This window comes from Ramlibacter sp., assembly GCA_019635435.1.
In the GTDB taxonomy this organism is placed as follows: Bacteria; Pseudomonadota; Gammaproteobacteria; order Burkholderiales; family Burkholderiaceae_C; genus JAHBZM01.
The window spans coordinates 3,605,717-3,621,590 of record JAHBZM010000001.1 but is presented as its reverse complement, the minus strand read 5'-3'; the positions used below and the strand labels follow the sequence as shown (position 1 = coordinate 3,621,590).

Here is a 15,874-nt window from a genome sequence, read left to right as displayed (position 1 = left end):
TTCTCCTTGCGGGCTCAGGAACTGGCGCAGGTAAAGCTGGACGCGAGGTTGACATTCAGGCCACCCCCCTTGTATTTCGGGAAGGTCGGGTAGTCGCACAGCGGACGGGTGCGGCCCGGCACACCGGCGCCATCGGTGATGACCTGGTTGGCCGGGGCCGTGCCGTTTTCAACCCAGTTTTCCAGCGCCGTGACCGAATCCCAGCCAGGCTGGAATGCGGTGGAGACGGCATGCCCGAGGCCCGGAATCTCGTAGTACCTGGCGAAGTTGTCGACCTGCGCGGGGCCGAACTGCGACTGCAGCTTCTGGTAGTAGAACTCGGTCGCACGGGTGCTGACCAGCACGTCCTGCTTGCCGTGGGCCAGCAGCAGCTTGCCGCCGCGGGCGACGAAGGCCGAGATGTCGGTGCTGGTATCGAGCTGGGTGCTCAGGGCGCTCAGGCGGCCGGCCCAGGGGCCTGGATTCTCAGGGTCCACCAGCAGCGGGTTGGAGGAGGTGGTCGGGTTGCGCATCACCGCATAGTTCAGGAACTGGTCGAGAAACGGGGTGATGTAGGGCGTGCCCGCGGGCGTTGGCCACGAGGGCTGGACCGTTCCCAGGGCCAGGAAGTTGATGGTCGGCTGCAGCGGTGAGGCCGAGGCCATGCCCAGGTCGGCGCCCCAGACGTTGTAGCCAGGGTAGGACTGCAAGCCACTTGCCAGTGGGAAATTGAATGTGGCACCCCCGGTCAACGCGTCCCCGTTCATGACGTTCAGCGCCGTGATCTGCGCATCCGACAGGCAGGTGTCCCCGGTGTCCGCTCCGCCGGCGCAGCGCACGACGGCGGGGTTGAACGTGGCATTGCATGCGGTCTGGTTGCTGATCAGTCCGTCCACCACACCGTCCAGGCCGTCGCAGGCCGCCATGGCCGCGTCGTAGATCACCCGGCGCTTGGCCTGGTTGGGGTAGGCCCCCGGCGCCGCGAGGGCCCGGTTCACCTTGTGGCCGAAGAGGATGGCCCCCATGTCATTCCATGCCGGGTACAGCGCAATCGCGCCGTTCCAGTCATTGGGCCAGCGCTGGATGGCGGCCAGTGCCTCGCGCCCACCCGTCGATCCGCCCTGGAAATACGACCGGGTCGGCAGGGTGCCGTAGCGGGCATTGATGATCGCCATGGCCGCATCGCGCGTCTTCTTGATGGCGTCGCCACCGAAATTGCGCTCGGCTTCGTCGTTGAGGCCAAACTTGTGGTCCTGCGAGCCCAGCGTGCCGGCCTGGTGGCCGGAGTCGCTGCCGAAGACGGCATAGCCGCGCTGCAGGGGCGTCGGCTTGTCCGACGGGCCGATGCCCACGTTCCCGCCCACCGCGGGGATCGAGCCATCGAAGCCGCCGCCGCCGTACATCATTGCCTTGTTGTTCCAGGTTGCGGGCAGGTTGATCTGGAACTTGATGTTGGGTGCCGTGGGGTCCACCGGTTTGATGTCGGCGAGCACCTTGCAATACTCGCCAACCGCCGTCGCCCCGGTGCCGGTGGCCGTCACGACGGTCGAACTGGCGACGGTGGCGCCGGTCGTCGGCAAGCCGATCGACGTGGCCGGGATGGTCATTCCATTGAGTTCCGCGCAGGTCCTGGCCGCAATGGGGGCGGCCGCGTCGCCACCGCCACCTCCCCCGCCGCAGGCCGCCAGCCCCAGGCCCAGGATCGCCGCCGAGGCCAATGCCGCGGAGACGGACTTCTTGTTGAAGCTATTCATGTCTCACCTCTTTGTAGTCAAGTTTCAATCGGCCGAAATGCGCATGGCCGCCTGCGTTGCACCCAATGCCGGAATGACTGGCCGCACCCAGGCGTCGCGTCATGCGCAGGCCCTGCGGCCCGCGATGCTCATCATTCCCATGTGGTCTGTCTGGATGGCTTGGGGGCTCCCGGCAAATTCTGGGATTGCGGGATTGGGCGATCAATGGCGCGGCCGCACACTTGCGTCCGTTGGTTGATGTTCTCGATGGCCACCGTAGAAACCCCTAGGGGCGCCCAGGGGTTGGGGTCTTTCAGTCCGCTTTTACCGGCGTGATCGTCCGCCTCACTGAACAGACGGCGTTCAATGTCTACGGCGGGTTGTTCATTCGGCACTTCCTTGACGATCGACTACGGCCTAAAATCCAGCGCCGTTCAGATTTGCCGGGCCGCTTCTGTGCTGAACGACTCGATAACTCCTCTTGAACATGCCTTCGCTTCCCACTACCCCTGCCACTCCTGTCGCAATCTCCGCCGTCTTGCATGCCCGCCTCTTACGCGCTGCGCTCTGGTGTTCCACGCTATGCATTACGCTAACTGTGGTCGCCTGCGGTGGCGGGGGAGGCGATGGGACTGGGAACGCGCCCATGCCGGTACCCAATTCCCCTGTCAACGTTTCCTCGACAGGGTTTGCCATCATCAAGGTGCGCTCGGAGGCGCAGGGCTACGTCGTGCTGGAAGAACGTCTCTCCTCAATTTTCGAGCAGGGTCCGCAGCGACGTGTCAGTGTGGCACTCAACAACGGAACAGCCAGTGGCACCTTTGTCGCACCGACCGGCTGGTCGGTGATTGACTTCGCGCTGCATCCCTCCGGGGACATTACCGTTGCACTTGCGGAGCTGCGCAATTTGCGATTGGTGCGCCTGGATCGATTCGCCAAAATTCGTTACGAATTGGCTCTCACCGATCCCCAGGCGCCGCAGGACCCCTATTTCGATTACGACGGTGGCGTCAAGGACGACACCGCCATGGTGCCGGTGATCATGCGCGACGCGATACGCCTGGTGCCGCTGGGCGACGATCTGGGTGTGACGCTACGTACCGGGCGTAACGCCGTGGTGACCTACCGCTACAACAGCGGTGTTGACGGGTACACGCGGGCCTGGCGCACGCTGGTGGAACCAGGCACGTCCATGGCTCTTCGTGCGCTGCGTGACGGCAGCTTTGATACCTTCGGTCAGCTTGAGAGTCATTTCCGGGTCACCTTCGATGCGGACCCCAACGGCAACATGGCTGTTGGCGTGGTCGGTGCCACCAACCATTCGTCTCTCTTCGAAGCCCACGCGCATTATTTTGGCGAGCCCATCCATGCCGCTTATGGCATCTTGGTGACTCGCCTGTCCTCCTCGGGAACGCGCTTGGGTACTACCTTGGTAGACACTGGCCGTATCAGCGAAGTGCACAGCCTGCGGGCGGCTCACGGCAACTTTGCGATGGTGGGCCGCGTATTCAGCGAAAAAAGAGGTGACGGCAGTGGCTGGAATGCGTATGCAGCCATCGTTGACGGTGCCGGCGGCGCCTTGCGCTCGTACAAGGTACTCGACGTGGATCGCGGCGATGCGCTATTCGACATCGCACCGCTTGCGCTCAGGCGCTATGTCGTTGGTGGCACAACTGGTTATACGCAGAATCCGGACGGCACCAGTATTTCGGAAGACGGGCAACCGCTATTGGCCGTTTTGGAAGAAGATGGCAGCCTGCGCCAGCGCGTCACTTTCCCATCTGGTGCTCGTCAGAACCAGGTGCGCTCGCTATGGCTGCACACCAATGGCAACTGGCTCGTTGGAGGGCTTGTCAACGGACCCGGCACACATTCCGGTGACGCGGCGCGATCCCTTATCACTGCCGATGGTTTCGTGCGCGAAACGTCGGTGACTGTTCCGTGACCAAGCTCGAGTTTCGCCGACCGTTTACGTTGAACTGGTGAATGATTCCTCGCTGGCCCTCCACGGGGAGGCTGGCAATGGGGCATTGATGCCCCCTCAGGAGGCTTGGAGGACTTGTCCAGTCTTCGCATGGTGTTGCGGCAAACTGAAAGCTAACCGACTTGCCGCTGCGCGCTCGAGGCCTGCAAGAAGCGCAGCGTAATTGCCAAAAGTTGGCTGCGCAGTGGCTACGCGGCTCTAAAAGAACAAAGGCGCTAGCATTTTTTGCTAGCGCCTTTGCCTTTATCAATGGTGCCGGAGAGATGAATCGAACACCCGACCTTCTCATTACGAATGAGCTGCTCTACCGACTGAGCTACACCGGCTAAGCCTTCGATTATAGCCAAATCAGGCGGCGTTTTCGCCGTGGTAGGCGGTGACGCGTTCCACCTCGTTCTTCGAGCCCAGGATCACGCTCACGCGCTCGTGCAGCTTGCCGGGCTGGATGTCCAGGATGCGCTGCCGGCCATTGGTGGCGGCGCCGCCGGCCTGTTCGACCAGCCAGCCCATGGGGTTGGCCTCGTACATCAGGCGCAGCTTTCCGGGCTTGTCGGGCTCGCGCTTGTCCCAAGGGTACATGAAGACGCCGCCGCGCGTGAGGATGCGGTGCACGTCGGCCACCATGCTGGCGATCCAGCGCATGTTGAAGTCCTTGCCGCGCGGGCCTTCCTGGCCGGCCAGGCACTCGTCGATGTAGCGGCGCACCGGGGCATCCCAGTGGCGCATGTTGCTCATGTTGATGGCGAACTCCCTGGTGTCGGCCGGGATGCGCACGTTCTCCTGCACCAGCACGAACGAGCCCTGCTCGCGGTCCAGCGTGAACATGGCCACGCCGTCGCCCACGGTCAGCACCAGCGTGGTCTGCGGGCCGTAGATGCAGTAGCCCGCGGCCACCTGCTGGCTGCCGGCCTGCAGGAAGTCCTTCTCGGTCACGCCGGGGTGGTCGTCGGGCTTTTTCAGCACGCTGAAGATGGTGCCGATGCTCACGTTCACGTCGATGTTGCTGGAGCCGTCGAGCGGGTCGAACAGCAGCAGGTATTCGCCCTGCGGGTAGCGGTTGGGCACCACATAGATGCCCTCCATTTCCTCGCTGGCCATGGCGGCCAGGTGGCCGCCCCATTCGTTGGCCTCGATCAGCACTTCGTTGGCAATGATGTCCAGCTTTTTTTGGATCTCGCCCTGCACGTTCTCGCTCTCGGCCGTGCCCAGCACGCCGCCCAGCGCGCCCTTGTTCACGGCCTGGCTGATGCTCTTGCAGGCCCGGGCTACCACCTCCAGCAGCAGGCGCAGCTGAGAGGGGATGAGGCCATCGACGCGCTGCTGCTCGACAAGGTAGCGGGTGAGGGAAATTTTTTGCGCCATTTGATCAAATGTCCTCAATTTTCAGTTGCCGCCCAACGACGCGGATACCTGTTTGTGCGCTGAATCGCGCAGAAATATCGGCGCGTGGCATACGCCCCTCAATGGCGACAATCCATGTCCTGATAGTGCCGGCCTCGCCTGGACAACATTGCTCCAGAATTCTCAGGGTGTCCTTTTTCTTGGCGCGCAGATCGGACTCAACATACTGATGAAATTCGACAGCATGAGATACGTTGGGCTGTGTGCTAGCCTCAATGAAATAGTCCCAGCGCTTGTGATCAGGATACAGACCACTAATACAGGCTTCGAAGTTGAGGCTCCGCAGGCAACGCGCGCGGCGAGTATCCATCAAGCGTGGTCTGTGCTTGGCCTCTATGCCGCCTTTGCCCGGTTCGATCTCGGCTTGAAATTGCTCGCACTCGGAAAAGGGAAGCATCAGAGCACCTCCGCGGGCAGCCGTGTCACCGCTTCGGCGATGCGAACCGAGTAATCCAGCAGATGTCCCCAGGTGGATTCATCCGAATCCAAGGCCTCGGCACGCAGACCGGATATGTCCTTGGAGACTACTTTCGATCCGGAATAGCCCAAGTAGTATGTGCGAGCCGTCTTGCCCAATACAGAGCGGGCGAGGGGTGCGGACTCGTTGCCCATTCCAAAAGACTTCAGCAGAGCCGAAAACTCTTTGATCCCCTTGTCTCCACATTCGCGGAATCGATTCAATGCCCAGGCGAAATCGATCAGCACAGGCGAGTGCGTGGAGATCGCAACGCGGTAACCTCGACTCATGAGGAAGAGTACGGCAACGCACACGGCCACCAACGCCGCTGGATGCAGGCCAAGTTCAGGTTCCTCCAGCACCACAGTTTCTATTTGCCGTAGCCGCTGCGCTCCTCCCGCTGGCATCAGCTCATACAGTGCCAAAAGAAGCGGGACGAACTCGCGCTGGCCTGCGGTCCAGGACATGAAAGGAATGGCTGCAGCTCTTTGATTGGGGCGTAAAACCAACCGGGCCTGCGGCGTTTTCTTGTCTACTTGAACGGACGCGCCGTGAAAAATGCTTTCGTCGAAAAGTTGCTTCAAAGATGCGTGAAGGCGACGATCAATCGGATAGACGAAACCGCTTTCGTCACTGAGCCAACGCGCCAATCGCTCGCTTTGCAGCTTTGCTACGTATGGCGTTCCGATTCCATGCTGCTCGAATCGTTTGGGCCAACCGTCTCCAAGCAATAACGCTCGATGTGCTGGAATGAAGTAGGTTTTCTCGGCAGCGCCTGCAGTCGAACCTTTGGATCGGAACAGGTTTTTTAACGCCAGCTCGCGAGCACCTAGAAGAACATTGCTTCCTCTGCGCCACCCTGCACCAATGCCCTCGCCAAAGTATTGATGGAGCGGACGCAGATAGTCTGTGTCTGATCGCCAGTTCGTTCCATAGCGGACCCAATCTTCACGGATCGCCGCGGCATCCGTGGCTAGTTTCAGCCATTGCAGAACCAAACTCTTTCCTGTTGCTTGTTGCCCAACAAGAATGGTCAGATCGCCGGCCGAGCCGAAATCAATATCCGCTGCCCGTATCTGCGCAAAGTTCCGAACTTGTAGTTTCATTGCTGGATCAGAATGTTTGTGCTTCTGGGGTAGATACTAGTCTGCCAGGGCGCGCGTGACCACTTCGCGCACATCGTTGCTCAGGTCGGGCCGGGCGGCGACGCGGGCAATGGCCTCGCGGGCCGCGCTGCGGCAGGGCTCGGTGAGCTGGTTCCAGCGGTCCAGCGCGCGGGCCAGCCGGGCCGCCACCTGCGGGTTGATGGTGTCCAGCTCGATCACGCGCTCGCTCCAGAACACGTAGCCGGCGGCGTCGGTGCGGTGGAAGGCGCCGGGGTTGGCGCTGCAGTAGCTGAAGATCACGCTGCGCGCGCGGTTGGGGTTGCGGATGTTGAAGTCCGGGTGCTTGAGCAGCTGCTTCACGGCCGGCAGCACGTTGCCGCCGCGGTCGGGCGCGCCGGCCTGCAGCGCAAACCATTTGTCCAGCACCAGCGGCTCGTGGCGGAACATGCTATGGAAGCGCGCCAGCGCCTGCGCCGCCAGCGGGTGGCCGCTGGACACCAGGGCCGACAGCGCGTTGAAGCGGTCGGTCATGTTGCTGGCGTCCTTGAAGCGCTGGTAGGCCTTGCCGGGCCACACCTCATCGCGGCTGGCCATGGCCGCCAGGCACAGGTGCGTGAGCGCCATGCCGGCCAGCGCACGGCGGCCCGACGACACCGGGTCGGGCTGGTAGGCGCCGTTGTCGCGGTGGGCCTCATAGGCCCACTCCCAGTCGGCGGCCAGCGCGGTGGCCAGCTGGGCACGCATGCTTTCGCGCACCGCGTGGATGCGCTGCGGGTCCACGGCGTCGAGCTGCTCGGCGATGTAGGCTTCGGAGGGCAGGGTCAGCACCAGTTCCTTGAAGGCGGCGTCGAGCGTGGGGTGGCGCAGAATGCTGCGCAGCGCCTCGATGTACGGCAAATCAAGGTCAAATGAGGCTGGAGTCCCCGCCAGCTGGCCACTTGACGCTATGAAATGCATAGCGCGGCGGAGTGACAGGCGTTGCGCGGCCTCCCAGCGGTTGAACGGGTCGGCGTCATGGGCCAGCAGCGTGAGCAGCTGGGCGTCGGTGTAGTCAAACTCCAGGATCACCGGCGCGCTGAAGCCGCGCAGAAGGGACGGCACGGGCTCGGCGTCGAGGTCGCTGAAGCTCAGCGTCTCACTGGTTTCGGTCAGCACCTTCATGCCGGCGCTGAGCTCGCGGCCGTCCTGCGCCAGCAGGCCCCAGGCCACCGGAATCACAAATGGCTCCTTGGCGGCCTGGCCGGGCGTGGCCGGGCAGCGCTGGGTCAGGGTGAGGGTGTAGCTGCGCGCTTGCGCGTCATGGTGGCCGCTGGCCTTGACCCGGGGCGTGCCGGCCTGGCTGTACCAGCGCTTGAACTGCGGCAGCAGCTGCGCCAGCTGCGAGCCGGGGTTGGCATCGGCAATGGCCTGGGCAAAGTCATCGCAGGTCACGGCGTGGCCGTCGTGGCGCTCGAAATACAGGGTCATGCCTTTGGCAAAGCCCGCCTGGCCCACCAGGGTCTGCATCATGCGCACGACCTCGGCGCCTTTTTCGTAGATGGTGACGGTGTAGAAGTTGCTGATTTCCAGGTACTGGTCGGGCCGCACGGGGTGGGCCATGGGGCCGGCATCCTCGGGGAACTGCGCGGTGCGCAGCACGCGCACGTCCTCGATGCGCTTGACGGCGCGGGCGCTGGCCACGCCGGCCAGGTCCTGGCTGAACTCCTGGTCGCGGAACACCGTGAGGCCTTCCTTCAGGCTCAGCTGGAACCAGTCGCGGCAGGTCACGCGGTTGCCGGTCCAGTTGTGGAAGTACTCGTGGCCGACCACGCTCTCGATGTTGGCAAAGTCGGTGTCGGTGGCCGTGGCCTGGCTGGCCAGCACGTACTTGGTGTTGAAGACGTTCAGGCCCTTGTTCTCCATGGCACCCATGTTGAAGTCGCTGGTGGCGACGATCATGAAGCGCTCCAGGTCCAGGCTCAGGCCAAAGCGGGCCTCGTCCCAGGCCACGCTGGCCATGAGCGAGTTCATGGCGTGTTCGGTCTTGTCCAGGTCGCCGGGGCGCACGTAGACCTGTAGCAGGTGTTCGTTGCCCGCGCGCGAGGTGATGCGCTGCTCGCGGCACACCAGTTGCCCGGCCACCAGCGCGAACAGGTAGGCCGGCTTGCGGTGCGGGTCCACCCATTTGGCGAAGTGGCGCGCGCCATTGGGACCGTCGTCCAGCGGGCCCTGGTCGACCAGGTTGCCATTGCTCAGCAATACCGGGTAGCGGGCCTTGTCGGCGCGCAGGGTCACGGTGTAGCTGGCCATCACGTCAGGGCGGTCCAGGAAGTAAGTGATGCGCCGGAAGCCCTCGGCCTCGCACTGCGTGAAGAACGAGTCATTGCTCACGTACAGCCCCATGAGCTTGGTGTTCTTCGCGGGGTTGCAGGTGGTGAAGATCTCCAGGTCAAAGGGCTCGTGGCCCTCGGGCAGGTTCTCCAGGATGAGCTGGTCGCCCTCGAGCTTGAACGAGGTGCCCTGGCCGTTGACCAGCACCCGTGCGAGGTTGAGCTCCTCGCCGTCCAGCCGCAGCGGCTGGGCCGCCACGTCGGCATTGCGGCGCAGGCGCATCTTGTTGAGCACGCGGGTCTTGGCCGGGTCCAGGTCAAAGCAGAGCTCGACCGTGTCGATCCAGAACGCGGGCGGCTGGTAGTCGGCCCGCTGGATCACGGAGGATTGTCCTTCTCGCAGCATGTGTGTGTCCTTAAACGCCCTGTTTCAGGCTGGCCTCGATGAAGGCGTCGAGGTCGCCATCGAGCACCTTCTGGGTGGCGGAAATTTCAACGTTGGTGCGCAGGTCCTTGATGCGGCTGTTGTCCAGCACGTAGCTGCGGATCTGGTGGCCCCAGCCCACGTCGGTCTTGGTGTCCTCGAGCTTCTGCTGCTCTTCCTGGCGCTTGCGCATCTCGTGGTCGTACAGGCGCGAGCGCAGCCGCTTCCAGGCCACGTCGCGGTTGCTGTGCTGGCTGCGGCCGTCCTGGCACTGCACCACGATGCCCGTGGGCAGGTGGGTCAGGCGCACGGCCGAGTCGGTCTTGTTGATGTGCTGGCCGCCCGCGCCGCTGGCGCGGTAGGTGTCCACCCGCACGTCGGCCGGGTTGATCTCGATCTCGATCGAGTCGTCGATCTCGGGGTAGACGAACACGCTGGCAAAGCTGGTGTGGCGCCCGCCCGAGCTGTCGAACGGGCTCTTGCGCACCAGCCGGTGCACGCCGGTTTCGGTGCGCAGCAGGCCAAAGGCGTATTCGCCCTCGATCTTGATGGTGGCGCCCTTGATGCCGGCCGTGTCACCCGGGGATTCGTCCTCGACCGTGGTCTTGAAGCCCTTGCGCTCGGCGTACTTGAGGTACTGGCGCAGCAGCATGCTGGCCCAGTCGCAGGCCTCGGTGCCGCCGGCGCCGGCCTGGATGTCCAGGAAGGCGTTGAGCGGGTCGGCCGGGTTGTTGAACATGCGGCGGAATTCCAGGCCTTCCACCTCGGTGGCGAGCTTGGCGGCTTCGGCCTCGATGGTCTTCAGGCCGGCTTCATCGCCCTCATCCTTGCTCATCTCGTAGAGCTCGAGGTTGTCGGCGAGTTCGCGCGTGAGCTTGTCCAGCGTGAGCACCACGCCGTCCAGGGCCTTCTTTTCCTTGCCCAGTTCCTGGGCCTTGCGCGGGTCGTTCCAGACCGTGGGGTCTTCGAGCGATGCGTTGACGGTTCTCAGCCGCTCTGCCTTGGCATCGAAGTCAAAGATACCCCCGTAAGTCCTGGGTGCGCTCGCTCAGGTCGGTGAGGGCGGTGCCGATGGCATTGATGTGTTCTGCGTCCATGATCTTGTCCTGCTGTGCTGGGAGTAACCGGGCATTTTCTCATGCCCCACCGCCGCGCAGGGATCAGGCGAGAAAGTCCTCGATCAGCGCCGCGAGCTGCTCCGGCTGGTCATGGTGCAGCATGTGGGCCGCGTCGTCGATCACCGCCACCTTCACCTGGGGCACGGCCTTGAGCCGCTCGTGGTACTCGGCCAGCGTGAAGCGGCCCTGCCACCACTGCTCCAGGCTGTTGTGGCTGGCCTCCACGGCCAGCACCGGCGCGGTGATGGCCTGGTACAGCGCCAGCGCCTCCTCGACCCGTGACAGCTGGGCGTTGGTGATCTTGTGGGCCGGGTCGCCCAGGATGGCCCAGCGGCCCTGGGCATCGGGGCGGGCCCAGTGGCCGGCCAGCCACTGGGCCTTGTCCTGCGTGAGGCGGGGGTTGGTTTTCATGAGGCGGCGGGCCACGCCGTCCACGCTGTCATAGGTCTTGAGCGCGAGCTCGCCGCGGTGAAAGGCCTTGAGTTCGTCCATCCATTTGGCGTAGCGGCCCGGCGCCTGCGCGGGCCGGGTCTGCGGCATGCCAAAACCCTCGAGGTTGACCAGACGGCGGATGCGCGCGGGCCGGGCCCCGGCGTACATCATGGCCACGTTGCCGCCCATGCTGTGGCCCACCAGGTCCACCGCCGCATCGGGGCTGTAGTGGTCGATCAGGAAGTCCAGGTCCGCCAGGTAGTCGGGGAACCAGTAGTTGTCGGCGTCGGGTGACTGGGTTTCGCCATAGCCGCGCCAGTCGGGCGCGATCACCCAGCGGTCGGCCTCGAAGGCATCGACCACGAACTGGTAGGACGCCGCCACGTCCATCCAGCCATGCACCATGACCAGCGGCGGCGTGCCGGCTGCGGGTTCACCCCACAAACGAACGTGGTACTGCAGGCCGCGGATCGGGACATGCTCGCTGCGGGAGGCTCTTTTGACTTGGTACATTCAGCGCATTATTCAGGAGACAGCAGATGGCCGTCAGTCAAGTCCCGGACAACTACGCCGCGCTGCACGGCGGCTTTGGCTGGCAGGTGCCGCGCCACTTCAACATCGCGCAGGCCTGTTGCGGGCGCTGGGCGGAGCGCCCCGACGCTAGCAAAAGAATAGCAATACGTGTCCACGGGGCAAGGACTGGCAAGCGTTTTCATACCTATGCCGAGCTGCAGGCGGCGGCGCACCGGCTGTCGCGAATGCTGCGCGGCCTGGGCGTGGCGCGCGGCGACCGCGTGGCCATCGTCATGCCCCAGCGCTTCGAGACCGCGGTGGCCTACATGGCGGTGTTCCAGCTCGGCGCGGTGGCCATGCCGCTGTCCATGCTGTTCGGGCCCGAGGCGCTGGAGTACCGGCTGCAGGACAGCGAGGCCGTGGTGGCCCTGTGCGACGAAAGCTCCATCGACAACCTGCTGGCCGTGCGCGCCCAGTGCCCAGCACTGCGCACCGTGGTGGGCGTGGGCGCGGCCGGCGAGCAGGCCGACGTCGAATACGAAACGCAGCTGGCGCTGCACAAGCCGGCGTTCGCGCCCGTCAGGACCGGGGCCGACGAGGGCGCCGTGCTGATCTACACCAGCGGCACCACCGGGCCGCCCAAGGGCGCCTTGATTCCCCACCGCGCGCTGATCGGCAACCTCACGGGTTTTGTCTGCAGCCAGAACTGGTTTGGTTTTGACGGCAAGACCAACGCGGCGTCCAAAGCCGTGTTCTGGAGCCCGGCCGATTGGGCCTGGACCGGCGGCCTGATGGATGCGCTGCTGCCCACCCTGTACTTTGGCCGGCCCATCGTGGCCTTCAATGGCCGCTTCAGCCCGGAGCTGGCCTTCACGCTGATGCAGGAGCACGGGGTGACGCACAGCTTCCTGTTCCCCACCGCGCTCAAGGCCATGATGAAGGCCTGCCCCGAGCCCTCAAAACATTACCGCCTCAAGCTGCAGGCCCTGATGAGCGCGGGCGAGGCCGTGGGCGACGCGGTGTTTGCCTATTGCCAGGCGCAGCTGGGTGTGACCGTCAACGAGATGTTCGGCCAGACCGAGGTCAACTACATCGTGGGCAACTGCGCCATGGAGTGGGGCCCGCCCGGCCGCGGCCCCCGGGCCCACCGCGGCGGCGGGCTGGGCTGGCCCGCGCGCCCCGGCAGCATGGGCAAGGGCTACCCGGGCCACCGCGTGGCGGTGATCGATGACGACGGCAACGAATGCGCCGTGGGCGTGCCCGGTGACGTGGCGGTGAACCGCCTGGATGTGCATGGCCGGCCCGACCCGATCTTCTTCCTCGGCTACTGGAAAAACGAGGGCGCCACGCGCGGCAAATACACGGGCGACTGGTGCCGCACCGGCGACCTCGCCACGCGCGACGCCGACGGCTACCTCTGGTACCAGGGCCGCGCCGACGACGTGTTCAAGGCCGCGGGCTACCGCATCGGCCCCAGCGAGATCGAGAACTGCCTGGTCAAGCACGCCGCCGTGGCCAACGCCGCCGTGGTGCCCAAGCCCGACCGCGAGCGTGGCGCGCTGGTCAAGGCCTATGTCGTGCTTGCTCCTGATTTTGTAGCGCAACGTGCCCGCCAGCCGGGGACTCCAGGCCTTTTTGACCAGAAACTGATCGCTGAACTGCAGGCCCACGTCAAGGGCAAGCTCGCGCCATATGAATACCCCAAGGAAATCGAATTCATCGACAGCCTGCCCATGACCACCACCGGCAAGGTGCAGCGGCGGGTGCTGCGGCTGCAGGAAGAGGCGCGCGCCTCTAAACTCACAGGCTGACCCCCACTTTCCCCGCATGACCATGAAAACTGTCCAGCTCGGCCAGAGCGACCTGCACGTCACCCCCATCTGCCTGGGCACCATGACCTTTGGCGAGCAGGTGAACGAGGCCACGGCCCACACCCTCCTCAGCCGCTCCCTGGAGCGCGGCGTGAACTTCATCGACACGGCCGAGATGTACGCCGTGCCCGCCCGCGCCGAAACCTTTGGCGCCACCGAAACCATCATTGGCAACTGGTTTGCCAAGAACCCTGGCGCGCGCCAGAAGCTGGTGCTGGCCACCAAGGTCGCCGGCCCCTCGCGCGGCATGCCCTGGGTGCGCGAGGGCGCGGGCATGACGGCCGCCGACATCGTGGCCTCGTGCCATGCCTCGCTCAAGCGCCTGCAGACCGACGTGATCGACCTCTACCAGATCCACTGGCCCGAGCGCAACGTGCCGGCCTTTGGCATGGCCTATTACGACCCGGCCAAGGAGCGCTCGCAGACCTCCATCCACGAGCAGCTGGAGGCGCTGGCCGGCCTGGTCAAGGCCGGCAAGGTGCGCCACATCGGCCTGTCCAACGAAACGCCGTATGGCGTGCACGAGTTTGTGCGCCTGGCCGAGCAGCATGGCCTGCCGCGCGTGGCCACAGTGCAGAACGTCTACTGCCTGATCAGCCGCACGGTGGACAACGGGCTGGACGAAACCATGCACCGCCTGGGCGTGTCGCTGCTGGCCTATTCGCCATTGGGCTTTGGCCTGCTGACCGGCAAATACGACCAGGGCGGCACCGAGGGCCCTGACGCCCCCAAGGGCGCGCGCATCGCCAGCTATGAATCCGTGCGCAAGCAGCGCTGGGGCCGCCCCGAGGCCCTGGCCGCCGCGCGCCGCTACAACGCGCTGGCGCGCGACCACGGCCTCACGCCGGCGCAAATGGCGCTGGCCTTCTGCTACACCAACTGGCGCGTGGCCAGCACCATCATCGGCGTGACTTCGATGGCCCAGCTCGACGAAGACCTGGACGCCTGGGGCACCACGCTCCCGGCCGGCGTGCTGGCCGAGATCGACAAAATCCGCTGGGAACTGCGCGACCCCGCGCTGTGACCCGGCGGGCCCGCCCCGCCTGAGCGCTTGCCCATGGCCAGGAAAGACCACGTCAGCGAAACCCCCGCCACCGCGCTGCTGCGCCAGCACAAGGTGGCGTTCACCGAGCACCCGTACGAGTACCTGGAGCACGGCGGCGCGCAGCACAGCGCGCAGGTGCTGGGCCTGGACCCCTACACGGTGGTCAAGACCCTGGTCATGCAGGACCAGGACGCCAGGCCCCTGCTGGTCCTGATGCACGGCAACCGCAAGGTGTCCACCAAGAACCTGGCGCGCCAGATCGGCGCCAAGTCGGTCGAGCCCTGCCAGCCCGAGGTGGCCAACCGCCACAGCGGCTACCTGGTGGGCGGCACCTCGCCGTTCGGCACCCGCCGGGCCATGCCGGTCTACATCGAGCAGACCATCCTGGCGCTGCCGCGCATCGCCATCAACGGCGGGCGGCGCGGCTACCTGGTGGGCATCGACCCGCAAGTCTGCGTGCAACTGCTGGCGGCCCGGCCCGTGCAGTGCGCACTGGCAGAATGACGCTTCTTGCTGGAGACACGTTTGCAACCGATCTATCCTTTCCTCGCGGCGCTGGGGGCCTACCTGCTGGGCTCGTTGTCGTTCGCGGTCCTCGTGAGCCGGGCCATGGGCCTCAAAGACCCGCGCACCTTTGGCAGCGGCAACCCCGGCGCCACGAACGTGCTGCGCTCGGGCAGCAAGCCCGCGGCCATCGTCACGCTGCTGCTGGACGCCCTCAAGGGCTGGCTGCCGGTGGTGCTGGTGCAGATGTTCGGCAAGCCCCTGGGGCTGGAAGACGGCACCATCGCCATGGTGGGGCTGGCCGCGTTCCTGGGCCACCTGTGGCCGGTGTTCTTCCGCTTCAAGGGCGGCAAGGGCGTGGCCACCTTCATCGGCGTGGTGTTCGGCGTCCACCCGGTGCTGGGGCTGGCCACGGGCGCCACCTGGCTGATCATTGCCTTCTTTTTCCGCTACTCGTCGCTGGCCTCGCTGGTGGCGGCCGCGTTCGCGCCCATCTACTACCTGCTGGGTGACCGGGCGGCCTGGTACTCGGAAAAATCGATCCTGTTCGCTCTGTTCATGATGGGGCTGCTGCTGGCCTACCGGCACCGCGAAAACATCAACCGCCTGCTCGAAGGCAAGGAATCGAAACTCGGAGGCAAGAAATGAGCGACATCAAGCGCTTTCACGTGGGCAACCGGCTCAGCGAAATCGCCATCCACAACGGCACGGTGTACCTCGCGGGCCAGGTGCCCGACGACCCGACCGGCGACATCGCGGCCCAGATGACCGAGGTGCTGGCCAACATCGACCGCCTGCTGGCCGAGGCCGGCACCGACAAGTCGCGCATCCTCATGACGCAGATCTTCCTGGCCGACCTGGCCGATTTCCCCGGCATGAACGCCGTGTGGGACGCCTGGGTGGTGCCCGGCCAGACGCCGCCGCGCGCCACCGTGCAGGCCAAGCTGGCGCGGCCCGAGTGGCGGGTGGAGGCGGTGGTGACGGCGGCGGTTTAGGCT

The 15,874-nt window shown here is 65.0% G+C and carries 13 protein-coding genes and 1 tRNA gene; 6 read left to right on the top strand and 8 right to left on the bottom strand.

The window, feature by feature from the left end:
- Positions 1-14 precede the first annotated feature (14 nt).
- The gene (locus tag KF796_17545; GenBank protein MBX3588438.1) at positions 15-1,733 is read right to left on the bottom strand and encodes a tannase/feruloyl esterase family alpha/beta hydrolase; all 1,719 of its coding nucleotides are present in this window, start codon (positions 1,731-1,733) and stop codon (positions 15-17) included.
- A 625-nt stretch (positions 1,734-2,358) separates the two neighbouring features.
- On the opposite strand from KF796_17545, the gene KF796_17540 reads away from it, so the two are divergent.
- Positions 2,359-3,657, top strand: coding sequence for a hypothetical protein (locus KF796_17540; GenBank protein ID MBX3588437.1), 1,299 nt, complete (start codon positions 2,359-2,361; stop codon positions 3,655-3,657).
- A gap of 289 nt (positions 3,658-3,946) precedes the next feature.
- On the opposite strand, the gene KF796_17535 is transcribed toward KF796_17540, so the two are convergent.
- From KF796_17535 to KF796_17505, 7 genes are all read right to left on the bottom strand, one after another.
- A tRNA-Thr gene (locus KF796_17535) sits at positions 3,947-4,022 on the bottom strand.
- A gap of 22 nt (positions 4,023-4,044) precedes the next feature.
- Complete coding sequence (locus KF796_17530) at positions 4,045-5,058, bottom strand: class 1 fructose-bisphosphatase (protein MBX3588436.1); 1,014 nt, start codon at positions 5,056-5,058, stop codon at positions 4,045-4,047.
- A 4-nt stretch (positions 5,059-5,062) separates the two neighbouring features.
- Positions 5,063-5,494, bottom strand: coding sequence for a hypothetical protein (locus KF796_17525; GenBank protein ID MBX3588435.1), 432 nt, complete (start codon positions 5,492-5,494; stop codon positions 5,063-5,065).
- Positions 5,494-6,660, bottom strand: coding sequence for an AAA family ATPase (locus KF796_17520; GenBank protein MBX3588434.1), 1,167 nt, complete (start codon positions 6,658-6,660; stop codon positions 5,494-5,496). Before KF796_17520 ends, KF796_17525 begins: the two co-directional genes overlap by 1 nt.
- Positions 6,661-6,696: 36 nt before the next feature.
- The gene (gene pepN, locus KF796_17515) at positions 6,697-9,375 is read right to left on the bottom strand and encodes an aminopeptidase N (protein ID MBX3588433.1); all 2,679 of its coding nucleotides are present in this window, start codon (positions 9,373-9,375) and stop codon (positions 6,697-6,699) included.
- A 10-nt stretch (positions 9,376-9,385) separates the two neighbouring features.
- Positions 9,386-10,490 (bottom strand): peptide chain release factor 2 gene (gene prfB, locus KF796_17510; GenBank protein ID MBX3588432.1). Its coding sequence is split into 2 segments (ribosomal slippage): positions 9,386-10,408 and positions 10,410-10,490, totalling 1,104 coding nucleotides; the frame shifts between segments, so codons are not numbered across the junction.
- Between the two features lie 63 nt (positions 10,491-10,553).
- Positions 10,554-11,456 (bottom strand): alpha/beta hydrolase, encoded by a 903-nt coding sequence (locus KF796_17505; protein ID MBX3588431.1) that lies wholly within the window; start codon positions 11,454-11,456, stop codon positions 10,554-10,556.
- Between the two features lie 26 nt (positions 11,457-11,482).
- Between KF796_17505 and KF796_17500 the strand changes: the two genes are divergently transcribed.
- The 5 genes from KF796_17500 to KF796_17480 are packed head-to-tail and all read left to right on the top strand — an operon-like array spanning position 11,483 to position 15,871.
- Positions 11,483-13,267 carry an AMP-binding protein gene (locus KF796_17500; GenBank protein MBX3588430.1) on the top strand — a complete coding sequence of 595 codons (1,785 nt, stop codon included), beginning with the start codon at positions 11,483-11,485 and terminating at the stop codon, positions 13,265-13,267.
- Between the two features lie 22 nt (positions 13,268-13,289).
- The gene (locus KF796_17495) at positions 13,290-14,351 is read left to right on the top strand and encodes an aldo/keto reductase (GenBank protein ID MBX3588429.1); all 1,062 of its coding nucleotides are present in this window, start codon (positions 13,290-13,292) and stop codon (positions 14,349-14,351) included.
- A gap of 33 nt (positions 14,352-14,384) precedes the next feature.
- On the top strand, positions 14,385-14,876 hold the full coding sequence (locus tag KF796_17490) for an aminoacyl-tRNA deacylase (protein ID MBX3588428.1): 492 nt from the start codon (positions 14,385-14,387) through the stop codon (positions 14,874-14,876).
- Positions 14,877-14,897: 21 nt separating this feature from the next.
- The gene (gene plsY, locus KF796_17485) at positions 14,898-15,524 is read left to right on the top strand and encodes a glycerol-3-phosphate 1-O-acyltransferase PlsY (GenBank protein MBX3588427.1); all 627 of its coding nucleotides are present in this window, start codon (positions 14,898-14,900) and stop codon (positions 15,522-15,524) included.
- Complete coding sequence (locus tag KF796_17480; protein ID MBX3588426.1) at positions 15,521-15,871, top strand: RidA family protein; 351 nt, start codon at positions 15,521-15,523, stop codon at positions 15,869-15,871. Before plsY ends, KF796_17480 begins: the two co-directional genes overlap by 4 nt.
- Positions 15,872-15,874 lie beyond the last annotated feature (3 nt).

What these genes read in the sequence shown, in the direction of transcription:
- KF796_17545 (MBX3588438.1), bottom strand. Translation starts at nt 1,733, where the DNA reads ATGAATAGCTTCAACAAGAAGTCCGTCTCCGCGGCATTGGCCTCGGCG.
- KF796_17540 (MBX3588437.1), top strand. Translation starts at nt 2,359, where the DNA reads ATGCCGGTACCCAATTCCCCTGTCAACGTTTCCTCGACAGGGTTTGCC.
- KF796_17530 (MBX3588436.1), bottom strand. Translation starts at nt 5,058, where the DNA reads ATGGCGCAAAAAATTTCCCTCACCCGCTACCTTGTCGAGCAGCAGCGC.
- KF796_17525 (MBX3588435.1), bottom strand. Translation starts at nt 5,494, where the DNA reads ATGCTTCCCTTTTCCGAGTGCGAGCAATTTCAAGCCGAGATCGAACCG.
- KF796_17520 (MBX3588434.1), bottom strand. Translation starts at nt 6,660, where the DNA reads ATGAAACTACAAGTTCGGAACTTTGCGCAGATACGGGCAGCGGATATT.
- pepN (MBX3588433.1), bottom strand. Translation starts at nt 9,375, where the DNA reads ATGCTGCGAGAAGGACAATCCTCCGTGATCCAGCGGGCCGACTACCAG.
- KF796_17505 (MBX3588431.1), bottom strand. Translation starts at nt 11,456, where the DNA reads ATGTACCAAGTCAAAAGAGCCTCCCGCAGCGAGCATGTCCCGATCCGC.
- KF796_17500 (MBX3588430.1), top strand. Translation starts at nt 11,483, where the DNA reads ATGGCCGTCAGTCAAGTCCCGGACAACTACGCCGCGCTGCACGGCGGC.
- KF796_17495 (MBX3588429.1), top strand. Translation starts at nt 13,290, where the DNA reads ATGAAAACTGTCCAGCTCGGCCAGAGCGACCTGCACGTCACCCCCATC.
- KF796_17490 (MBX3588428.1), top strand. Translation starts at nt 14,385, where the DNA reads ATGGCCAGGAAAGACCACGTCAGCGAAACCCCCGCCACCGCGCTGCTG.
- KF796_17480 (MBX3588426.1), top strand. Translation starts at nt 15,521, where the DNA reads ATGAGCGACATCAAGCGCTTTCACGTGGGCAACCGGCTCAGCGAAATC.